General features: G+C 68.2%; 21 protein-coding genes and 1 riboswitch. Of the genes, 6 read left to right on the forward strand and 15 right to left on the reverse strand.

The annotated features are described in order from the left end of the window. Positions 1–26: 26 nt before the first annotated feature. The 13 genes from FBQ73_RS03700 to FBQ73_RS03760 form a co-directional block, all read right to left on the reverse strand. Entirely contained in the window at positions 27–437 is a 411-nt protein-coding gene (locus tag FBQ73_RS03700) for a DUF983 domain-containing protein (protein WP_138398169.1), read from the reverse strand. Between the two features lie 203 nt (positions 438–640). After that, the gene (locus tag FBQ73_RS03705) at positions 641–1,606 is read right to left on the reverse strand and encodes a YncE family protein (protein ID WP_138398170.1); all 966 of its coding nucleotides are present in this window, start codon (positions 1,604–1,606) and stop codon (positions 641–643) included. Beyond that, a complete protein-coding gene (locus FBQ73_RS03710) occupies positions 1,603–2,130 on the reverse strand; it encodes an SRPBCC family protein (RefSeq protein ID WP_138398171.1) in 528 nt (175 codons plus the stop codon). The genes FBQ73_RS03705 and FBQ73_RS03710 overlap by 4 nt, the downstream gene beginning before the upstream one ends. After that, entirely contained in the window at positions 2,127–3,104 is a 978-nt protein-coding gene (locus FBQ73_RS03715) for a vWA domain-containing protein (protein ID WP_138398213.1), read from the reverse strand. The genes FBQ73_RS03710 and FBQ73_RS03715 overlap by 4 nt, the downstream gene beginning before the upstream one ends. After that, positions 3,104–3,697, reverse strand: a complete 594-nt coding sequence (locus tag FBQ73_RS03720; protein WP_138398172.1) for a hypothetical protein — start codon at positions 3,695–3,697, stop codon at positions 3,104–3,106. Before FBQ73_RS03720 ends, FBQ73_RS03715 begins: the two co-directional genes overlap by 1 nt. Continuing rightward, positions 3,694–4,740: a vWA domain-containing protein gene (locus tag FBQ73_RS03725; protein ID WP_138398173.1), complete on the reverse strand. Its 1,047-nt coding sequence runs from the start codon at positions 4,738–4,740 to the stop codon at positions 3,694–3,696. The genes FBQ73_RS03720 and FBQ73_RS03725 overlap by 4 nt, the downstream gene beginning before the upstream one ends. Further along, a complete protein-coding gene (locus FBQ73_RS03730) occupies positions 4,737–5,717 on the reverse strand; it encodes a nonribosomal peptide synthetase MxaA (RefSeq protein ID WP_138398174.1) in 981 nt (326 codons plus the stop codon). The genes FBQ73_RS03725 and FBQ73_RS03730 overlap by 4 nt, the downstream gene beginning before the upstream one ends. Continuing rightward, positions 5,686–6,564 (reverse strand): DUF58 domain-containing protein, encoded by an 879-nt coding sequence (locus tag FBQ73_RS03735; protein ID WP_246089550.1) that lies wholly within the window; start codon positions 6,562–6,564, stop codon positions 5,686–5,688. The genes FBQ73_RS03730 and FBQ73_RS03735 overlap by 32 nt, the downstream gene beginning before the upstream one ends. After that, on the reverse strand, positions 6,561–7,592 hold the full coding sequence (locus tag FBQ73_RS03740; protein ID WP_138398175.1) for an AAA family ATPase: 1,032 nt from the start codon (positions 7,590–7,592) through the stop codon (positions 6,561–6,563). The genes FBQ73_RS03735 and FBQ73_RS03740 overlap by 4 nt, the downstream gene beginning before the upstream one ends. 187 nt (positions 7,593–7,779) lie before the next feature. Continuing rightward, positions 7,780–8,100: a methanol dehydrogenase [cytochrome c] subunit gene (locus FBQ73_RS03745; RefSeq protein ID WP_138398176.1), complete on the reverse strand. Its 321-nt coding sequence runs from the start codon at positions 8,098–8,100 to the stop codon at positions 7,780–7,782. Positions 8,101–8,117: 17 nt separating this feature from the next. Continuing rightward, a complete protein-coding gene (moxG, locus tag FBQ73_RS03750; protein WP_138398177.1) occupies positions 8,118–8,720 on the reverse strand; it encodes a cytochrome c(L), periplasmic in 603 nt (200 codons plus the stop codon). 50 nt (positions 8,721–8,770) lie between these two features. Then, on the reverse strand, positions 8,771–9,688 hold the full coding sequence (gene moxJ, locus FBQ73_RS03755) for a methanol oxidation system protein MoxJ (protein WP_138398178.1): 918 nt from the start codon (positions 9,686–9,688) through the stop codon (positions 8,771–8,773). 163 nt (positions 9,689–9,851) lie between these two features. Further along, positions 9,852–11,738 carry a methanol/ethanol family PQQ-dependent dehydrogenase gene (locus tag FBQ73_RS03760; RefSeq protein WP_138398179.1) on the reverse strand — a complete coding sequence of 629 codons (1,887 nt, stop codon included), beginning with the start codon at positions 11,736–11,738 and terminating at the stop codon, positions 9,852–9,854. Between the two features lie 748 nt (positions 11,739–12,486). On the opposite strand from FBQ73_RS03760, the gene FBQ73_RS03765 reads away from it, so the two are divergent. From FBQ73_RS03765 to FBQ73_RS03775, 3 genes are all read left to right on the forward strand, one after another. Then, positions 12,487–12,936: a hypothetical protein gene (locus FBQ73_RS03765; protein ID WP_138398180.1), complete on the forward strand. Its 450-nt coding sequence runs from the start codon at positions 12,487–12,489 to the stop codon at positions 12,934–12,936. Beyond that, positions 12,933–14,411, forward strand: coding sequence for an ATP-binding protein (locus FBQ73_RS03770; RefSeq protein ID WP_138398181.1), 1,479 nt, complete (start codon positions 12,933–12,935; stop codon positions 14,409–14,411). The genes FBQ73_RS03765 and FBQ73_RS03770 overlap by 4 nt, the downstream gene beginning before the upstream one ends. 132 nt (positions 14,412–14,543) lie before the next feature. Continuing rightward, on the forward strand, positions 14,544–15,206 hold the full coding sequence (locus FBQ73_RS03775) for a response regulator (RefSeq protein WP_138398182.1): 663 nt from the start codon (positions 14,544–14,546) through the stop codon (positions 15,204–15,206). 37 nt (positions 15,207–15,243) lie between these two features. Here FBQ73_RS03775 and FBQ73_RS03780 read toward each other — a convergent pair whose 3' ends face one another. Both FBQ73_RS03780 and FBQ73_RS03785 read right to left on the reverse strand, forming a co-directional pair. Beyond that, entirely contained in the window at positions 15,244–15,747 is a 504-nt protein-coding gene (locus FBQ73_RS03780; RefSeq protein ID WP_138398183.1) for a copper chaperone PCu(A)C, read from the reverse strand. A gap of 269 nt (positions 15,748–16,016) precedes the next feature. Then, complete coding sequence (locus tag FBQ73_RS03785; RefSeq protein WP_138398184.1) at positions 16,017–17,228, reverse strand: ABC transporter substrate-binding protein; 1,212 nt, start codon at positions 17,226–17,228, stop codon at positions 16,017–16,019. Between the two features lie 271 nt (positions 17,229–17,499). On the opposite strand from FBQ73_RS03785, the gene FBQ73_RS03790 reads away from it, so the two are divergent. The 3 genes from FBQ73_RS03790 (at position 17,500) to FBQ73_RS03800 (ending at position 20,675) form a co-directional block, all read left to right on the forward strand. Further along, positions 17,500–19,107, forward strand: a complete 1,608-nt coding sequence (locus tag FBQ73_RS03790) for a copper resistance CopC/CopD family protein (protein ID WP_246089551.1) — start codon at positions 17,500–17,502, stop codon at positions 19,105–19,107. An 80-nt stretch (positions 19,108–19,187) separates the two neighbouring features. Then, positions 19,188–19,416: riboswitch (cobalamin riboswitch) on the forward strand. Between the two features lie 36 nt (positions 19,417–19,452). Next, a complete protein-coding gene (locus FBQ73_RS03795) occupies positions 19,453–20,130 on the forward strand; it encodes an energy-coupling factor ABC transporter permease (protein WP_138398186.1) in 678 nt (225 codons plus the stop codon). 158 nt (positions 20,131–20,288) lie between these two features. Continuing rightward, a complete protein-coding gene (locus FBQ73_RS03800) occupies positions 20,289–20,675 on the forward strand; it encodes a DUF2946 family protein (protein ID WP_138398187.1) in 387 nt (128 codons plus the stop codon). The last annotated feature ends 134 nt before the right edge of the window (positions 20,676–20,809 follow it).

Raw genomic sequence — 20,809 nt, forward strand, 5'->3', positions numbered from 1 at the left:
TTCGTCCTGTCCGGCGTGAACGTCTGTCAGGGCAGCGGCCGGGGCGCGGCGGCTTCGTCCTTGGTGGTCACGCGCTGGCCTTCCTCCGCCTTGTAGAAGAACTGCGAGGCCACGAGCCACCCCTTGAGCGGACGCAGGGGCGGGATGCAGCTCAGAAGAATGAGCGGCAGGGTGGTGACGAAATGCACCCACATGGGCGGCTCATAGGCCATTTCCAGCCACAGGCCGAAGATCACCGCCGGGATGCAGACGAACATCATCACGAAAAACGCAGGGCCGTCCGCGGGATCGGCAAAGCCATAGTCCAGCCCGCACACTTCGCAGGAGGGACGCAGGGTGAGGAACCCGTTGAACAAATGCCCCTGGCCACACCGGGGGCAGCGGCCGCGAAGGCCAGTTTGAAGGGGAGAGAGCGGGGGCCAGTGGGCGCTGGACATGACGGGGCTCGTTTCGTCTTGAGGGTAACGGCACGATACCGCGTGACACATACAATATCAATATTGTATGTGCGCATGTCTGGACTGCGTCCGGCATACCCTGGGCGATCCGGGCAAATCGGTTCATCTGCGGGGTGAGCCGCCCTCTGGATTCAATAAGGAGAACACCCGTGGCCCATTCCGGACCGGGGCTGGCACCCGTCCTACGGCACCAGCGCCATGCTGCGCGGGCCGGCTCCGACCGGGATGCGGGCGAGGACGCTGAGGCCCTCAAGGTCGAGGACCGCCACCGCGTCCGCGAACCATTCGGTGACGTAGGCCCGCCGCCCGTCGGGACTGATGACCACGCTTTCCGGCGAGCCGCCGAGGCGGACGGAGCCGGTCTCGCGGCCGGCGACCGGGTCGAGCCGGCTGACGGTGCCCGACTGCTGGTTGGCCACCAGGATGCGGCCGGTGTCCGGCGCGATGGCGAGGCCGTAGGGCATCCGCCCCGCGGCGATGCGCGTGACCGAGTGATCGCTCTTGTCGATGAGCGAGACGTCGCCGCTGCGCACATTTGCGACGGCAATGAAGCGCGCATCGGTGCCGGCGTCGAAGGCGTACGGCGCCTGGCCCACCGGCACGGACGCGAGGCGGGAGAAGGTGGCAAGATCGATGACGCTGACAGCGTTGCTCTCGCGGTCGGCGCTGTAGAGCCGGCGCGCGTGCGCATCCAGGGCAAGGCCTGCCGGCGAGCGCCCCACCTTCAAGGCTCCCGTCCGGGCGAGCGTCGCGGCATCAAGCCGATAGACCGTATCGGCCGACCAGTCGCTCACATAAAGCGTGCCGTCGGCGGGATCGGCCACCACGGCGAACGGCTGGCCGCCCAGCCGCGTGGTGTCGATCACCCGCCGGGTTGCCGTGTCGATGCGTGTCAGAAGGCTGGCATCGGGATGGGTGATGTAGGCGGTCTTGCCATCCGGCGACAGGGCGATGCCGGCGGGGGCCTTGGCCACGCCGATGCGCTCCACCGTATCGTGCTCCGTGTCGATGACGCTGATCTCGGCGCCGGCCTGGCAGACCACGAACAGGCTCGCCCCCTGCGCCGTCGCCCCCTGGGTGGCCAGCAGCAGGGCGCCGGGCAGGAGCGCTCGCGCGATCCTCGATGGCCAGCCCGGCCGGCCTTTCACTTGCCCTCCAGCTTGGCCTTGAGACCTTTCAGGCCGGTTTCGAAGAAGGCGGTCATGGCGGCGACGGCGGCCTCGTCATTCAGCTCGTCGGGCGGGAAATTGCTGGTGTCGCCGCGATAGAAGCGGGCGTCCCACACCACCTCGCTGCCGGCGCCGGCGCCGGAGACTGTGAGGGTCGTGGTGTAGAAGCTCACCGGCAGTGCCTCCGCATTCTCAGTGTTGAGCCGCCAGCTGAGGCTGCGACCGGCGTCGTCGTAGGTGTCGAGGCCGTCCGTGATCTCGCCCTTTTCCAGCACCAGCACCCGCTCAGCCCCGGGGGCGTTGCCGCCGGTGGCCTTCACGGCCTTCACCAGGGGATGCCAGGCGCCGATACCGGCGAAGTCGCCCGCCAGTTTCCACACCGCGTCCGGGGAGGCGGCGATAGTGGTGCGCACCTCGGCCTTCTGCGGCGTCGGTCCATGAGCGGTGGCCGGGACGGCGAAAAGGGCAAGGCCGGCGACGGCAAGGGCGAGGAGTACTCTCATGAAACGCGGATCCTTGTGGTGGGATGCGGATGGGGCCGGCGGGCATGCAGCACCTCGGCCGCGAAGAAGGCGATGAGCAACGCCAGGGAAAGCCCGGCGGGGAGGGGGGCGCTGTCCCAGGTGCCCGGCACGGGACGCGGGCGGGCACTGGAGGCAATGGCGGCAGCAAGGCTCGCCGCGTCGGCGAGGGGGGCGTAGGCGAGCCCGGTCTTCGCGGCCAGCGCCTCCAGATGGTCGGTCCGGACCGCGCTCAGGTGCTCTTCGCCGCTGGCAGCTTCGCCACCCCACGGCGCATTGCGCGGGTGGAAACCCTCGCGCTCCTCGGAGCCGGTGGGCGGCAAGCCGTGCCGGTTCTCCTGGGGCACGTCGTCCATGCCGTAGAAGCCGATCTCCTGGCCGTCGCGATCGAATTTCGGGATGGGCACCGGCGTGGCGCCGCCGACACCAACGATGAGCCCGCGCACCACGCCCGCTTCTTCCTCGAAGGGGGGGATGCCGGAGGCAGGCAGGGGCGGTGCTTCCTGGCCATCGGTGAAGAACAGCAGGTCGGCGCCGAGCGGCCGGGCGAGGGCGATGCCGGAATAAAGGCCGGCGGCGATGTAGCTGTCGCCCTCCCAGGCCATGCGCCAGTCGAGATTGGCGATGGCGCCGTCGAGGGGGGCGAAATCCGCGCACACCTCCACCGGCTCGAACAGAAGGAAGCTGCGCCGCTCGGTGAAGATGCCGAGGCCGAGTTCCGAGCCGCAGGGCAGGCGGGCGGCCAGCGCGCGTAGCCCCGCCTTCACCTCGTCGAGGCGGGAGGCGGGCCGGCCGTCGCGGGTGTAGTCGCGCACATTCATGGAGCCGGTCACATCCACCACCGCGATGAGACGGAAGGCGGTGCCGCGCGTCGCCAGCCGTGGCGCGAAGACGGCCGCCAGCGCCAGCGCCAGCGCGGTGGCGAGGAGGACAGTGCGCGGACGGGGACGACGCATCACGGCAGGCCCCGCGGCAGGCCTGGCAGGTCGGTCCACAGCCGCTTCGGGGTTTCCTGGGCGTCGTCATGCTCCTCCTGCTCGATTTGCGGGAAATCGCGGATGAGCCGCATGGCGATGTCGAGATTGTATTTCGCGTCCCAAAAGCCGGGATCGCGGACCAGCGCCGCGCGATAACCGGCCTTGGCCAGCCGCACCAGGGGAATGGCGGGATCGATCTGCGTCTGCTCCAGATGGCTGATGGCGCGAGCAAGACGCGCATTGGCCAGATCGTACAAGGCGGCAACGGCCAACTCCGTCTGGTCCGCACGGGCGAGGCGGTCAACGAAAGGCTGGGCTTCGTCGAGGCGGTCGCGCACCATCAGGAAATGCGCCCGCGCCAGCAGCAGCCGGGGCGCGGCGGTCTCCGGCACCGGCACGTCGCGACCTTCGGCGAGGGCGGCGATGGTGCGGTTCTCCATGGCATGCCAGCCGATACGCGCGCCGAGGGCGGCGAGCACGCCGAGCGCGGCGACGACGAGGGTCGCCAGCGTGAGGTCAGCCAGCCGGCGGATGGGCCATTTGGTGGACCACGCCCGCGCAACCCATTTCATGCCGCCCTCCTGATGTGCGCCGGAGCCCGTGCGGCGTCCCGAGGGCGGGACGCCGGCTGCGCCCCGAGCCCGCGCTCGGCCAGGCGAGCGATGAGGAGGAGCGCCGTCGCCAGAGTGGCAAGGGCATAGGCGGGGCGGGCGAGGTCGCGGCGCGGGATGCGCTCCACATAGGTGAGCGGCGCGGTCTCCTGCCGGTCGATCTCGGCGATGGCGTCGGCCACCGCCTGCGGGCTCCCCGCCTCGAAGGCGCGATAAGGCACGCCGAGGCTGCCGAGGAACAGGTTGAGGTGGCGTTCCGGCATGGCCTGGGGGGTGTCCTCGCCCGGTTCGCGGGGTTTGTCGTAGATGCCGGCCGAGCCGGCGGTGCGCAGGAACAGCCAGTAGATACGCACCGGGCTGCGTTTCACCGCATCCCGCAACGCCGCCTGGACCCGAAGATCGATGACCGCCGCCCCGTCGGAGACCAGCAGCACCGCCCGCGCCGCGCCGGAGCCGTCCCGGTCGAAGGTGGAGAAGGCCAGCGCCAGACCCCGGCCCACGTCGGTGAGGGCGAGGCCCGGCCGGTCGATGGCGGCCACCGCCGCCGCCACCGCGTCGTGGTGGTCGGTCAGCGGCAGCACCGGCATGGGCGACGTGGAGAAGGCGGTGACGCCGATGCGGTCGCGAGGCCGGCGGGCGAGAAATTCGGTGATGAGCCGCTTGGCGGCGGCGGATTTGGATTCCTCCCCCTGTCCCGGCTGGCGGTCAGCGAAGGTGTTGTCCATGCTGGCGGAACGGTCGAACAGCAACACCAGATGCGCGCCCGATCCCACCCGCGTCACGCTCTGCGACGTCAGGTGGAGGCCCGCGAGGCCCAGCACCAGCGCGGCGATGGCGACGACGCCGGCAGTCTTCAGCGCCACATCCAGCGCGCGGGAGAGGCCATCGCGCGGCACCGCCACGAGGCCGGGCACGGGCGTGCCCGAAAGCGCCCGCGCCACAAGGGGCAGCAGGCAGAACACCAGCAGCGCCAGCAGCAGAGGCTGATCGACGGCCATACTCATGCCGTCGCCTCTCGTTGTGTCGGAGCAGCTACCGGCCGCGCCGCGCCCTTGCGCTCGGCCACGGCCAGCCGCCGGGCGAGGGAGAGCAGCGCGTCCGGTGTCATCTCCACCATGGCCGCGTCAGCGCCCTTGCCGAAGAAGGCGATCCGCGAGGCGTGGAAGAAGTGCGCCATGATGTCCGCCTCCGTGGCGAGGTGGGGGCAGCCGGCGAGGAAGGCGGGAACGTCATCGGCGAAAAGACGATGGCCGGCGGCGGCATCGAAGGCGCGGTGGAGACGCAGCAGCGCCTTGGAATAGGCTTCCGCCGATGGTGCCGCGAGGATGCGCCGGATGTCCCGCGCGGCGGCTGAAAACGGCGGACGCAGTCGGCCGAACGGTCCCCAGCCGCGCAGGATGGCGAGGCCGAGAATGCTCGCGAGCCCGACAGCTGTTGCCCCGGCGACGCGCCTCAGGTCGGCGCGGAGCGGATGGGGCAGGGGGGCGATATCCGGTTGGAGCGCCATGGGATTGGCGGCCCCACCGGCGACGAGGGACCGCAGCGGCGAGGCTGCGAAGTTCCAGGACGGCACCGAGAGGTTCAGCACCTGGTCGCCGTCGCGGGCGGTGAGCGGAACGGCCGGGATGTCGAGCCCCCGGGTCTCCAGCGGCGCGTAGAAGGTCTGGTAAGAGAGGAGGAGGCGATAGCGCCGGGCGCCATGGACCGCTGGCAGCTCAGTGAGATCGGCGCTGCGCAGGTCGAGCCAGTAGGTGACGGGGCGCGGACGAGGCAGACTGCCCGGCTCCAGCTTGAAGCCGGGATCCAGCGTGACGGCGGCTTCAAGGGTGATCACGTCACCGAGGAAATAGCCGAACGGGCGCGGGGCGAACAGCTCCACCGTCGCCGCGCGCGCCGGCGCGGCGACGCAGATGGCTGCGCCGAGCAGAATCGCCTGGAGAAGGCTGCGCCTAACGGTGCGCCAGAAAGTCCGCGAGGGCATCGGCATCAAACCGGTCGGAGAGATGAAAGGCGCCGAGGCCACGCCCGGCGAAGAGGTCGTCAAGCGCGGCGATGCGGCTCTTCGCCTGCGCCCGCCAGCGTTCGCGCAGGGACGGGCGCATGAGGACGAGGCGGCGCCCGCCGGTTTCCGCATCCCGCGCCTCGATCAGCCCGAACGCCGGCAGATCGCCCTCGGCGCGGCTGTCGCGCAACACCACGGGCACCACATCGTGCCGCCACAGGGCATCGAGCAGTGCGGCGAGGTCGCTGGCGGGTAGCAGGAAATCGGAGACGAGGAAGACAAGGCAGCGGCGTTGTGGCAGCCGCACGGCCGCCTCCGCCAGCCCGCCCGCGGAGCGGCCGGTGAAGGGGGCATCGCGCAGTCGCGCGCGCACCTCCTGCGCCAGGCCCCGGCGGCGCGAGGCGGGCAGATCGATGTCATCCCGCACCTCATCGTCGGCGGCAAGCAGCGCGAAGGCGTCGCCACCGGCAATGGCGGACGCGGCCAGTGTCGCGGCCAGCTCGGCCGCGGCCTCGCGCACGCCGTCGAACGCCATGGAGGCGGACACGTCCGCGAGCACCGCCACCGTCATGGCGCGACGGGGCGCGAAGTTGCGTACATGGATCGTCTCGAACGGATCGCGCAGGGAGGCGCGCAGGTCGATGCGGCGGGGATCTGGCCGGGCGATGAGGGGCAGCAGGCCCCGGAAGGTGCCATCGCCGCCCTCGCCGAGGGCAGGATGGGCGCCCGGCCGCTCGCCGCGTGGACGCCACCGCAGCCGGTAGGGCAGGGCGGGCGGCATCTCGGTCGCTGGATCGGACGGCGCGTCCGCCTCGCGCGGGCTCATGGCGCGGGCACCGTCTCGAAGGCGGCGCGGCAGAGGGCGCCGACGATCTCCTCGCGCCGCATCTCATAGACCGGATCGAAGAAGATGCGGTGGGCCATCACTTCCGGGAACACGGCGCGCAGGTCTTCCGGCACGATCATGTCGCGGCCTTCCAGCCAGGCCCGCACGCGCGCCGCCCGCACCAGGAAGGACATGCCGCGCGGGCTCGCCCCGCCCTGCACCAGCCGATCCATGCGCACCCCGGGCAGGGTGATGCCGGCGGCATCGGGTGCGCGCACCGCGTCCCACAGGGCGAGCGTATAGGCGGCGATGGCCTCGCTGGCGTGGACGCCATCCTGGATGGCACGGGCGATCTGATCGAGGCGGGTGTGGTCGATCACGCCTTCCGCGACCCCCGCGACCAGACGGTCCATGTGGTGGAAACGCGGATCGAAGATGAGCGCGCGCCGGCTCGCCGCATCGGCGGGGGCCTTCACCTGCACTTCCATGAAGAAGCGGTCGCGGGCGGCAGCGGGCAGTTCGAAGGTCTCTTCCCGCTCCACGCGGTTGCGATCGGCGAATACCTGGAGATGGGGGAAATGATACTCGCGCCCGAAGGCGGAAACGGTGCCCTCGGCCATCAGGCGCAGCAAGAGGGCGTGGACCTGCGGGCGCGCCCGATTGATCTCGTTGAAGAAGAAGATGGAGAGGTCGTCGCCGCGCCGAAGGAGCGGGCCGGGGTCCACCCGGGGCCGGCCGTCGTCGCCGATACGGGCGTCATAGACGAGGTCTGTGGGCATCAGGTCGATGGTGCCCTCGACCCGCTCATAGGTGCCGCCGATGGCGCGGGCCATGGCCCGCAGCAGGGTCGTCTTGCCCACGCCCACGTCGCCTTCCAGCAGCACGTGGCCGCGCGCGAACACGGCGATGGTGAGGAGGCGGATGACCCGCTCCTGCCCCAGCACCACCTTCGCCACCTCGCGTTCGAAGGCGAGCGCGCGGGCGCGCCAGTCCGCGAGCGAGGGGTCCGAGCCGGCGAGGACCTGCATGGCGAGGTGTCCTGTCTCTGCACCCAAGACTCTAAAGAATGGCGCAGCCGACCGGTGCGGGGAGACCCTTATGGAGGCTCCCGTCGCATCCCGGCAGGCCGCGCCAGTTGGCCCACCATCCATCGGAGGATTGCCCGGCAGAAATAGCGGAGTTCTGCCCTGCTGGTGGGATCGGGTGAAGCTGTCGTCAGTTGGACGGAATCTTGCTCACGTCATAGACGAACTGGCCGGTCTTCTGGAAATACGCGACGCGCTTCTGGTTGCGCTCCTCCATCGCGGTGATGGACTGTGACTGCTTGGCGACCTCGGCCGGATTGTGCTTGGGGTCGAACTTGGAGCCGGCCACCTGTTCCGGGAAGCCGGGCTTCGGCTCCCAGCAATTGCCCGGCGCGCGGCAGTTGGTGCCGTCGTAGGCGAGGGCGCCCGAGGCGGCGAGAAGGCCTGCGGCCGAAACGGCTGCGGCGGTAAACACGGCGATCCGGCGGCGGGTGCGGTCATAACGGGTCATGTGGTTTCCTCCCATTTTCACTTGAGGCCGGCCGCACTGGCGGTCGACACCTTGCACACCGGCGCCTGATCCACAGGCGGCGTGTGATCCTCCTTCTCTTGGAAGGGCTTGAAGGCGGCGCGCTGGGCCGGGGTCAGCCACACGGCTTCCTTCGGGTCGTCCTTGTAGATGTGGCGGATCCACGCCATCACGAGAAGCATGTCGTCGAGGGTGAGGGCCCCGTACATGGGCCCCATCTGGCCCTGCGCCCCTCCGAAGATGGTCTCGAACAGGCCCTGGTCGGTCATGTTCTTCGGGTAGGTCCAGTAACTGTCGTTGAGGCCTGGGCCGATCTTGCCCTCGCCGTAATGGCCATGGCAGCCCGAGCAGGTCGACAGGAACAGGTCCATGCCCTTGGGCAGGCAGGTGGGGTTTTCCACGTAGAGGTTGACACCGGTGGCGAGGAACTTCTTCACCGCCTCGGTGTCACGCCCCTCCTCCATCGCCTCGGACAGGTCGAGCGGCTGGCCGGTCACTGTATTCGTGAAGGTCAGCGCCGCATGGGCCGCCAGCGTGAAGCCGGAGGCGAGGGCAATGGCGACGAGGCCCTTCAGGGCGCGTGAACGGAAACTCTTCTGCATCAGGACCTGCCGGAATGTTCGTTTGGCAATGGAGCGCGGGGGCGCGCGGCTCAGCTGTTGGGCTTGAGAAGGGGAATGCCTTCCTCGACGAGGATCTCGTCGATCTGCGGCCGCGCCTTCACCAGCGCCGCGTCGATCTCAGCGAGAAGGGCGGCGTCGTCGCGCCGCACGCCGACCGACTGGTCGTAGTGCAGCGGCACGACCGTGCCGTCGAAGCGGGTGATGGAGGTCCCGGCCAGCGACATGCGCAGCGGCACCTGCGAGGCCTTCACATAACGCGCGACTTCCGGCGCGAAGGCGAAGGCGATGTCGGCTTCTCCGTTGGCCACTTCGGAGACGATGCGGTCGCCGGGGATCTGCACATACTGGTTGCGCGGCGACTTGAAGTTCACGAGCCCGTAGAGATAGGCCGCATTGTCTTCATACTTGCCGAGGCGCTTCAGCATGGTCTCGCCAGGGGAATAGAAGCGGATGGCGAAGTGGCCGCCGAGCGCCTTGACCTGCGGGTCCTGCCAATCGGTGGCGGTGATGGTGCGGTCGGCGCGCGTCACCAGCACGTAGGACGTGCGATAATAGGGCTTGGAGGTGAGCATGCGCTCGTCACCGGTATCCACGCCCATCACCACGTCGCAGAGCTTGGGATCGAGCTGGTCGCGCACCTGGTAGATGGCCGGCTTGGAGGTCCAGACGAACTGGACCTTCCGCCCCATTGCGGTGGCGAGCACCTCGGCGATGCGGTTCTCGAAACCGAGCTTCTCGCCGGTCTTGCCCTCCTTTAGGGAGAACGGGGCTTCCACCTCGGAGGCGCACACGCGCAGCACGCCGGGGTCGGCGGGGGCGGCGACGGGCGCTGCGGCCGCGGTCTGGGCCGTTGCGGCGGGTGACTGAGCCATGGCCGGCACGGCGCCAAGCGACAGGAGGAGGCTGGCGAGAAGCAGCCGGCGGGTGGTGGGTCCGGAATGGGTCATCCTGCGCTCCCGATGGGAAGGCCCGCGTTGCGGGCGGTGCGGGAAAGTGCCGGCCGCCGTGAGGGGGCGGCGGCCGGAAGGGAAGTGACGGACGTCATCCTCCCAGGTTCGAGGCCGCGCCGATCAGGTTGCTTCAACCTGATCGGATCGCGCTCCTGTACGATCAGCCGCCGGAAGCGAACTCGCCCACGTTCGGATCGTCGTAGGGACCCTTCCCGTCGAGCGAGAAGACCATCACGCCGCCACCCTGCTGGGTGTAATGCTGGAGCTGCTTGAACGCGCCCACGGCACCGAGGCCGGCGGTGGGATCGTTCAGGTCGAACACCAGGCCCACGCCCGGCCAGCCGCCGACACCGTAGTAGATGGCGACGTACTGCACGCCCTTGTGGGTGTAGGTCATGGGATGGCCGATGACGCCGGACGGCAGCTTGAACTTCCAGAGCAACTGGCCGGTGTCGCTGTCGCGGGCCTTGATGAAGCCGTCCAGCGTTCCGTAGAACATCACGCCGCCGGCGGTGGCGAGGGTGCCGCCCCAGGCCGCGAAACGCTCCATCACTTCCCACTTGTACTTGTTGTTGATGGCGTCATAGGCCTTCACCTGGCCGAGGCCGACATAGTTCTGCCGGTCACCCTTGGGGCCGGGATACATGTTCAGCGTCGCGCCAACGAAGAACTGACCTGCCCGGTAGGGCAGCATGAAGGGCTCCCAATCCATGCAGATGTGGTTGATGCCCATGAAGAACGACTTGCGTTCCGGGTCGTAGCTGTCGTGGCCCTGGTTGTGGTAGCCCATGGCCGAGGGACAGATGTCGCGGCCCACATGGTTCATGCGGGTGCCGAATTCCGGATCGCGCCGCGGCAGACCGGTCTTCAGGTCCACCTGCTTCACCCAGTTGACCGTGTCGTCGATCTTGTCGGCGGAGACGAGGGTGCCGTCGGTGCGGTCGAGGGTGTAGACAATGCCGTTGCGGTCCGGATGGGTCAGAAGCTTGCGCATCTTACCCGTCTTGTCCTTCTGTTCGGACAGCATCATCACGTTGACGCCGGCATAATCCCATTCGTCGTGGGGCGTCTTCTGGTAGCCGAACTTGGCCTCGCCGGTGTCGATGTCGCGACCCCAGATGGTCATGGTCCACTTGTTGTCGCCGGGACGCATGGTCTCGTTCCACGGCGCCGGGTTGCCGGAGCCGTAATAGACCATGTTGGTGGTCGGATCGAAGGCGTACCAGCCCCAGTTGGTGCCGCCGCCGATCTTCCAGGCATCGCCTTCCCAGGTCTGGGTGCCGAGGCCCTTCTGGCCGTAGTGCGGGTTGGCCTTGTTGAAGTCGTCGGCGAGCTTCACCTGGTCGTCGGGACCGGTGGCGTAGGCGCGCCACTTCTGGGCACCGGTCTTCACGTCATAGGCGGTCACGTAGCCGCGCACGCCCAGCTCGGCGCCCGAGGAACCCACCAGCACCGTGTCCTTCACCACATAAGGGGCGATGGTCAGGGTGGATCCGACCTTGATGTCGGAATTCTCGAGCTTCCAGAATTCCTCACCGGTATCCGCTTTCAGCGCCACGATGTGGCCGTCGAGCTGGGTCTTGAGGATGAGAGGCGGGGTCTTGCCGTCGCCGGGCCAGTAGGCGAGGCCGCGGTTCACCACGTCGCAGCAGGCGACCGCGCGGGCGGTGGGGTTCTGCTTGGGCTTGTGCTGCCACAGGATGCGGCCCGGGTCGTCCAGCCCCACGGCAAAGGTGGTGTTGGGGAAGGGCGAGTGGATATACATCACGTTGTTGACGACGAGGGGCGTTCCCTCGTGTCCGGAAAGCACGCCGGTGGAAAATGACCAGGATGCCTTCAGGTCTTTCACGTTCTGCTTGTTGATCTGCTTCTGCGGGCTGAAGTTGTTGGCGTCGTAGTTCTTGCCCGTCATGGGCCAGTTTTCATCGCTTTTGGCGATCTCGACGAGCTTGTCGTTGGCGTGCGCCGGCACGGACATGGCGGCGGAGCCCGCCGCTAGGGCAAGCGTCACGGCACACAGGGAAACGGAAGAGAACAGTCTTGTCATTTGGCGCTTCCTCGGGGTTTCCTCAAGTTCAAGTCTTTGTCTTGGACGAGGTTCGGCGGACCCTTTCGCCGAGGTGCTGGACCTGTCCATGCACCTTCGGAGCGGTTTTCCCGCTCTCGTTCGGGGGTTCCGGCGCCGGCCGCCGCGCCGCCCTACTGGGGTCTGGCGTGCGTGCGTCGGGCGGCCGACGGGAAGCCCCGTCGGGCGTGGCCTTCGGCCGTCCGCCTTCAGGCGGTCGGTGAAAAGGCGCGCGCGCCCGCGCGTCGGTGATCAGATTGTAAGTGCCGGTCGTCCTCCGATTGCGACCTGAATTTCTTATTTCTTATTATTCTCTTATGCTTTTGCATTTGGTCTATACAGATGAATGCTTCCACGCTGCCTTGTCTCGCGGTATTTATGCAATTTGATGCGGGAAGATTTGGTAAAATATCGTGGGTCATAGTCCTATATCGTTGGTTTAAAACAAAAATACAGACTTAAGGGTGGGGTGACGGAGATGCCGGCCGGAGCCGCAATCGCAGCTTCTTATCCAGAATTCGCGACGTATAATCGGAACATCGCGAGTTCAGATCCACATATGAAAAAGATCATAAGACGTTTCTCAGGAAACAACGGGCGCGGCGGCCAAGGTGTATCGCGTTGCAGCATGCCGGGACGTGTCCGGGCAGGGCGAGCCACGCTACTTCTTGGTCCCTGCCTCGCCGTGCTTTCTGCCTGCGGGGAGGACGAGGCTCCGGCGCGCAAGCCCGTGGCCGCGATCGAGACCGCATCCGGGGCGCCCGCGTCCCAGGCCTCCGCCACGCGGCCGAGGCCCACCCGCGACTGGCTGGAGCGGGCCGATGGGGTGGCACCAGAGGCCTGGCTCGCCGCCCGCTCCACCCCGCCGGCGGATCCCGCCCGCATGGCGGCGCTCCTGAAGGAGGCGGACACCCTGTTCGACGAAACTCCGCGCATGCTGGCCAACCGCACCGCACAGCTCCAGCGCATGCTCGCCGAAAAGGCACTGATGGAGGCCCCGCAGGATCTGCTCGAGGACTTCATCCGCCTCGCCCGTGAGGACGGCCGCACCCGTGGCCGATTCGGATTCGGCGATCTCTGCCAGCATTATTTCAATCTCAGGGCGGCGGGGCTTGGCCGTGGTGCCGCGCTGGAGGCTCTCGCGCTGGCGCGGGCCGGGCAGGAGAGCCGTGCGCCATGAGCTTGCCGGATGCCCTGCCATCTCCGCTCCAGCCCCGGCCGGTGTCGCGCCCGGCGCCTCCGGCGCAACCCTCCGCGACCGTCGGACGGCGGGCGTCGTTGCGGGTCCGGGTCCTCGGCGTGGTGGTCGCCATCAATGCCGCAGCCGCCGTGGTCGCCGGCACCGTGGTGGTCCACAACGCGCGTGTGGCCGCAGAGCGGGAGATGACGGCCTCCGTCGAGATGGCCGAGCGCATGGTGCGCGAGACCGCGGAGCGCATGGCGGAGGCCCCGGAAGCCGGCGGTCCGGCAGCCGGGGAGCTCGCCAACTGGCCGGTCCACCTGCGGCACCTGCGCCACGTGCGGATCGTCATTGAGGACGCGCAAGGCCGTCCCATCCCGCTCAAGCCATCCGGCTCGAGGGAGCAGGACGACGGTGACGCCGGCGCCCCCGCGTGGTTCGCGCATCTCGTGGGCGTGAGCGAAGTAGCCCGCGACATCGAGGTTCGCATCAACGGCGCTCGGTTCGGGCGGGTGCGCGTCGCCGGCGTGCCCGACGACGAGGTGGACGAGGTCTGGGAGGACGTGAGCGACTTCGCCGTCGTCGCCATCGCGGTGAATGCGGCCATTCTGCTCGCGCTTTATGTCGCGCTCGGCCGCGTACGTTCGGACCTCGGTCGCTTCCGCAACGCGCTCGGCGAACTGGAGCAAAACCGCTTCTCCTGTCGGGTCGACCTGCCGCGCACCCGCGAACTGGCGGAAGTGGCCGAACGCTTCAATGAGCTTGCCGCGGCGCTCGCCGCCGCCCGTGCTGAGAATGATCGCCTCAACGCCCATCTCGTCACCCTCCAGGAGGACGAGCGGCGGCAGATCGCCAGCGAGCTGCATGACGAGCTCGGGCCGTTGATGTTCGGCCTCAAGGCCGGAGCCGAATCGCTGGCGCGCGCCGCCGCGGAGGCGGAAGGGCCGGCCAAGGCGCGGATCGCGGATCGCACCCACGGCCTCGTGGGCATCGTCGAGCGCATGCAGGCCACCAATCGCCGGCTGCTGCGGCGCATCCGCCCCGCTGCCCTCGATCTCCTGTCGTTGCGGGAAGCCATTTCGAGCCTTCTTGCCGATTTCCGCCAGCACGATCCCTCGCGCACCTTTCTTCTGGCCGCCGGGCCCCTCGCCGCCCACTATTGCGCCGCCCGCGACGCAACGCTCTATCGGTGTGTGCAGGAGGCGGTGACCAATGCCCTGAAGCATGGGGACGCGCGCGCCATCGAGGTCGAAATCGGCGAGGTTGCCGGGGCGGCCGGGCCCGAAGGGGGGGTGCTGCTTCGCCTCGTGGTCACCGATGATGGGCCGGGTCCGCCCGATCGCATCGTCGAAGGGCTCGGCCTTGCCGGGATGCGCGAGCGGGTGCGGGCGCTTGGCGGCACCTTCCGCTTCGAGCGGGGACCCAAGGGGGGCGCCCGTTTCGTGGCCGAGATTTCCGTGCCGCCCCCGAGCTAGGACGGAGCCGGGGAGAGCGAAGCGATCTCATCGGATCGGCCACCAAACCTTTAGGAAAGTGAGGCGTTATCTGGTCAAGTCGCCATGCTGGCTGACCAGCGGGTGCCCTTGCAGGAAGGCAAACACAGACGAATGACCCGTGTCCTCATCATCGACGATCACCCCATCGTGCTCCAGGGCTGCCGGCACCTGCTGGAGGATACGGGGGCGTGCGAGCTGATCGAAGCGCAGACCGCCGTGGCGGGCTATCGCCAGTTCCGTCGCCAGCGGCCAGACATGGTGATCGTGGACCTGGCGCTCAACGGCAACGGCCTTGCCGGTCTCTCTCTGGTGCGGCGGCTCAGGGTGCATGCCGCGCGCATGCCGATTCTCGTCTTCAGCATGCATGCCGACCCGGTGATCGCGAGCCGAGCGCTGGAGGCCGGGGCGACCGGCTATCTGGTCAAGGACACGTCGGCGGCCGATCTCATCGATGCCTTCGAGAAGGTGCGGCGCGGCCAGTCCTACATCAGCCATGACCTGGCGCTGGAGGTGGCGCTGCTGGGGACGCGCGGGCGGACCGGCATGCTTGCCGACCTGACACAGCGGGAGCTGCAGGCGCTGGCGCTGCTGGCCGAGGGCAAGGCCTACGGGCAGATCGCGGAAGAGCTGGGCGTCAGCTACAAGACGGTGGCGAACACCTGTTCCCACCTCAAGACCAAGCTCGGGGCGACAAACCTCGCCGAGCTGATCCACCGCGCCATCCAATATGTGGCCGGCTCGCCCGCCGGAGGCAAGAACAGCAGCCTGGCATAGGCCGGAAGGTCGGGGGCTGCCCGGCCTTCTCGGCGGTTTAGTGGCTTTTATGCCCGCTGTTGGAGGCGCCGACGCCTTCCACCTGATACTGGACGGCGACGGTTCCGGCCTTCTCGAAGGTCAGGGTGCCGTCCACCTTGGTGCCTTCCTTCAGCGGTTCCTTCAGGTTGAGGAACATGATGTGGTAGGAGCCGGGCTTCAGGGCCACGGAGCCGCCGGCGGGAATGGCAAGGCCGTCCGGCAGGGCGCGCATGGTCATCACGCCGTCCTTCACCGCCATCTCGTGGATCTCCACTTTGCCGGCGAAGGGGGCAGTGGCCGAAATCAGCTTGTCCGGCGTCGCGCCGGTGTTCTTGAGCGTCAGGTAGCCTGCCGCCACGGTGGCGCCGCCGGGCGTGGCGCGGGACCAGGGATGGTCGACCTCGATGGCGCCGGCCTTGAACTCATGGGCCATGGGCGCCTGAGCGGTGAGCATGAGCGCGCCGACAGCCAGCGCCGCCGCAGTCAGGACGCCGCGCCGGGATGGAAAGCTGGTGGACATGGAAAACTCCTCAGGTTGGCCGCCGCCGGTATTCCGGCGCCGACGAACACAGGGGTAACACCGGGGTGTGGGCGAAAATGGGGTGAGCGGGACGGATGGCCCATGGAGCGGTGATGCGCCCGCTCTCCACAGGGGATACGACCGGTGGCTGCGTCGGCGCACAGCTCTCGCCGCGCACCTGCGGCGGAGAGCCGGGCAGCGGATGGCCCTTCGGCTGGTGGAGCGGCAGGCTTGTGAGCGTCCCTGACGGGCGTCCCGATCTGGGCGCCCTATTGGGCGGTCCGGTTGGCCGCCTCCTTGGTCACCAGGGGGCAATCCCCCTCGTTGAGCGGGCGGAAGGCTTCGTCGCCGGGGATGACGCGGATCAGCTTCAGGTAATCCCACGGATACTTCTGTTCGGCCGGCGCCTTCACCTGCAGCAGATAGAGGTCGTGGACCATGCGCCCGTCCTCGCGAATGCGCCCGCCGTGGGAGAAGAAATCGTCCACCGGCGTGGCCTTCATCTCGACCACAACCTTGGCGGTGTCGGTGGCGCCGGTCGCCTTCACCGCCTTCAGATAGTGCAGGATCGACGAATAGGTTCCGGCCTGCCCCATGGTGGGCATGGCCTTGTGGCGCTCGTAGAAGCGCTTGGACCAGGCGCGCGTTTCGTCGTTCAGGTCCCAGTAGAAGCCCTGGGTGAGGATCAGCCCCTGGGCAGTGGGCAGGCCGATGGCGTGGATGTCTGTGATGTGCAGGTAGAGCCCGGCGAGCTTGATGCCCGACTGGGGAATGCCGAACTCGTTCGCCTGCTTGATGGCGTTCACCTGGTCGGCGCCGGAATTGGCGAAGGCGATGAGCTTTGCCCCCGCGCCCTGGGCCTGGAGCAGGTAGGAGGAGAAATCGGTGGTGCCCTGGGGATGCTTCACGGCGCCCACGATCTTGCCGCCGCTCTGTTCCACGGCCTTCGAGGTGTCGCGCTCCAGCGCGGCGCCGAAGGCGTAGTCGGCGGTGATGAAGAACCACGGCCCGTCCTTCGCCAGGGATTTGCCGGTGCCGGCGGCCAGGGCATAGGTGTCGTAGGTCCAGTGGATGCCGGTGGGCGCGCAGGCCTTGCCAGTGAAGTCGGACGAGCCGCCGGTGGAAGCCAGCACCAGCTTGTTTTTCTTGCGGCCGATCTCCTGCACCGCCAGCAGCACGGAGGAGGTGGGGATGTCGGTGATGACGTCCACGCCGTCCTCGTCGATCCAGCGGTTGACGAGGGCGGAGCCCACATCCGGCTTGTTCTGGTGGTCGCCGGCGATGATCTCGACGGGCCGCCCGAGCACCGTGCCGCCGAAATCCTCCACCGCCATCTTCGCCGCGATCACGGAGCCGGGGCCGGCCATGTCGGCATAGATGCCGGACTGGTCGTTGAGGACGCCGATCCGCAGCGGCTTTTCGTCGGCGCGGACCACGCCGCCAGCGAGTACAACGGCCGCAAGGGCAAGGGCGAGGCGCATGGGGATCTCCATAAGGGCAGCCTCACTTACCCGATACTGTACTGTGGATCAATCTATAAAACACATAATTTTGATAATAATAACATTATACGTATAATATATGTGGTTTATGGTGGCCGTGGACTCGCGTTGGCAGATGGCATTGGCCTTCGCTCCCATGGCCGGCGCGGTGTCCGATCTGGCATTCAAGGGCAGCCGTTCGCCCGATCCTGAGTCTTCACACGCGGACTGCTGGCCTTGAGCGCAAAGGATCCGCCTGGGGATGATCAAGATGCCTGCCTTGACCGACTGGTCACGCCGCATTCTGCAAGCCGTGCTGGTCATGGCCGGCGTGCTGCTGTGCGCCACCGACGCCTTCGCCCATGCCACACTCATTCGCACCTCGCCCGCCGACGGCGCCATGGTTGCCAGCCAACCCGACGCCTTCTCCCTGACTTTCAGCGAGCCCATCGCGCCGTTGGTGCTGCGGCTGGTGGCGCCGGACGGGACCGCCGTCACCCTCGACCGTTACGTACAGCGGGGACCCACCCTCGATATCGCCGCGCCGGCGGGACTCAAAACCGGAACTCATGTGCTGACCTGGCGCGTCGTCTCGGACGACGGCCACCCGGTCGGGGGCGCGGTGGTGTTTTCCATCGGAGCGCCGAGCCCCGGCGTTTCCGCCGCCGCCGTGGAGATCATCGACTGGCCGGTGCGCACCGCCATCTGGAGCGCGCGGCTCGTCATCTATGCCGCGCTGTTTCTGGGAATTGGCGGGGCCTTCTTCATGAACTGGATCGGCGGGCGGTCGAGGTCGGCCGCGCGCCTTGGCATGGGCCTGATCCTCGCGGGCCTTGTCGCGGTGCCGGTTTCGGTCAGCTTCCAGGGGCTTGATGCCCTCGGCGCGACGCTGCGCAACCTGCCGGAGCTTGTGGTGTGGCGAACCGGCTTCGCAACCAGCTACGGTCTTGCCGCGCAACTGGCGCTGGCCGCCCTTGCCATGGGGCTGGGCGCCTTCGGCCTGAAGGGCATCGCGGGGCGGCTGCTGTCGCTGGCCGCGCTGATCCTGATGGGATGCGCGCTCGCCGCCAGCGGCCATGCCGGCGCGGCGCCTCCGCAGACATTGACCCGGCCGGCCGTAGCCCTGCACGCCGTGGGGATCGCGTTCTGGGCCGGCGCGCTCGTTCCCCTGGGCACCGCGTTCGCGTCCCGATCGTCCGACGCGGCGGTGGCGTTGCGTCGATTCTCGGTCCTTGCGCCATTTGCGGTGCTGCCCCTGGGGGTGGCGGGCCTGCTGCTGGCGGTTATCCAGCTGGAGAGCCTCCAAGCGCTTTGGACCACCGCCTATGGCGCGGTGCTCCTGGTGAAGCTTGCCCTTCTGGTTCCGCTGTTCGGGCTCGCCGTCGTCAACCGGATCAGGCTGACGGCACCGGCCGAGCGGGGAGAGGCGAGGGCTATCGCGAAGCTGCGCTGCTCCATCCGCGCCGAGATGGCCCTCATTCTCGTGATTTTCGCCGTGGCCGCCGTGTGGCGCTTCACGCCGCCGCCGCGCGTGCTGGCGGTGATCGGGGCGGAGCCGGCCTCGGTGCACATCCACACCAGCGCGGCCATGGTGGATCTGTCCATCTCGCCGGGCCGCGCCGGACCCGTCAGCGCCTCCATCGTCATCATGACCGGGGAGTTCGGCCCCCTCGATGCCAAGGGGGTGACGCTCATCCTGTCCAATCCCGCGGCCGGCATCGGGCCGATCCGGTGGCCGGCGACAAAGCCCGGCGACGGCACCTGGCGCGTGGACGGCCTCACCCTTCCCCAAGCCGGCCGCTGGTCCGTCGGCATGGAGATCCTCGGCCCGGATGGCGCGCCCAGCGAGCTGGCCGGCGAGATCGATATCCGCCCCTGACCCATGACGGCAGGCCCTCGGGACGCCCGCCGCGCGGGCCTGCCGCCGCGATCAGGCTTGACAGGAGGCGCCGATTGCCCGCTGCTGCACCTGCACATGGTTTTCCATCGGCGCGCGGTGACGCGTTCCGATGGATAAGGGAATGGGGTAGGGCCTGACCGCCCGAAGCCCCGACCGCCCCCGCGACTGTGAGCGGCGAGTGGCCTTCCACGATGCCACTGGACCTTTGCCTTTCGAGGCCGGGTCTGGGAAGGCGGATGGTTGCGACGACCCGCAAGTCAGGAGACCGACCATGGGCATATGTTCACCCTCAGGCCGTCGGGTGAGACGGCAACGGAGTCTTCCATGCATATCGAACCCGGCCTTGTGGACAGCGGAAAGATCTGGCTGAGCTATGTGACGGCGGCCGGTGCCGGCGGCTACACGCTGAAGCTCGCCTTCGACTCGCTGCGCGAGCGCGGCGCCGTGTCCCTGCTGTCGCGCAGCGCCGTGGCGACCGCGCTGGTCTTCTCCTTCTTCGAGGTGCTGCCGCACTATCCGGTCGGCGTCTCCGAGGTGCATCTCATCCTCGGATCGACCCTGTTCCTGATTCTCGGGGCCGCGCCCGCCGCCTTCGGCCTTGCCCTCGGCCTGCTGGTCCAGGGCCTGTTCTTTGCGCCCTTCGACCTGCCGCAGTTCGGCATGAACGTGACCACCCTTCTGGTGCCGCTGTTCGCGCTCACGGCGCTGGCGCCCCGGGTCATCGCGCCGAACACCGCCTATGTGGACCTGAAGTATCGCCAGGCCCTCGCGCTCTCCACCACCTACCAGGCCGGAATCGTCGCCTGGGTGGCGTTCTGGGCGTTCTACGGCCAGGGCTTCACCGCCGAGAATGCCGCCTCGATCGCCTCGTTCGGCGGTGCCTACCTGCTCGTCATCATCGTCGAGCCGCTGGTGGATCTCGCCGTGCTCGCGGCCGCCAAGGCGCTGAATGGCCTGAAGGGCAGCCCCCTGTTCGAGCGCCGGCTCTTCGACGCCGCCTGATCACTGTTCAGTCCCGCGATGCGGCGGCATCCCTCGTGATATCGCCGCATCGCGCGTGCTGAGCCGGGTTCGCGTCGCCCCTGCTTGATCGGGCGCGGGTCTCGTCGTTTCCTTCCGGCAGGTGCTATGTTAGATCTTCCACTGGGGGGTGGGATCAGATGGTCGGGCGGCGGGATCGGAAATGGGCGATCGGCTGGATCGCTGCGTTCGCAGCGGCATACGCCCTTGTCTTCCAGATCGTCCTGACCAGCGCCCTCCTGGCATCTGTCTCGACCGTCGGCGCCGATGCAGCGACCCCGCTTTGCCTCTCCGGCGCGTCAGCGGACGCGCACGCGGACGAGGGGGGCAAGACCTCCAGTTCCATTGTTCATTGCCCGCTCTGCCTGTCCCGGACCGATGTGGCGGTGCTGACGCCGCCGGTCATGGTGGCGTTGACCGACCGCGTCGCGATCGAACTGCATTTCCGGGCGGTTCTGCGCAGTTCCCTTCAGGGCCAGTCTTTCGGCCTCCCGTTCCAGCCCCGCGCGCCTCCGTCCCTGGCCTAGAGCTGGATTGAGTCAGGCGACATCAGCCTGATCGATCCGCCGCTCCATCGGACACGGGCGCATTGCCCCATGGGCCAGTGTTCCGGGACCGTCGCGCGCATGCCGCGCGCAATATTCAATTCATCACCGTATCG

The sequence above is a fragment of the Xanthobacter autotrophicus genome (assembly GCF_005871085.1).
GTDB classification, from domain to species: Bacteria; Pseudomonadota; Alphaproteobacteria; order Rhizobiales; family Xanthobacteraceae; genus Xanthobacter; species Xanthobacter autotrophicus.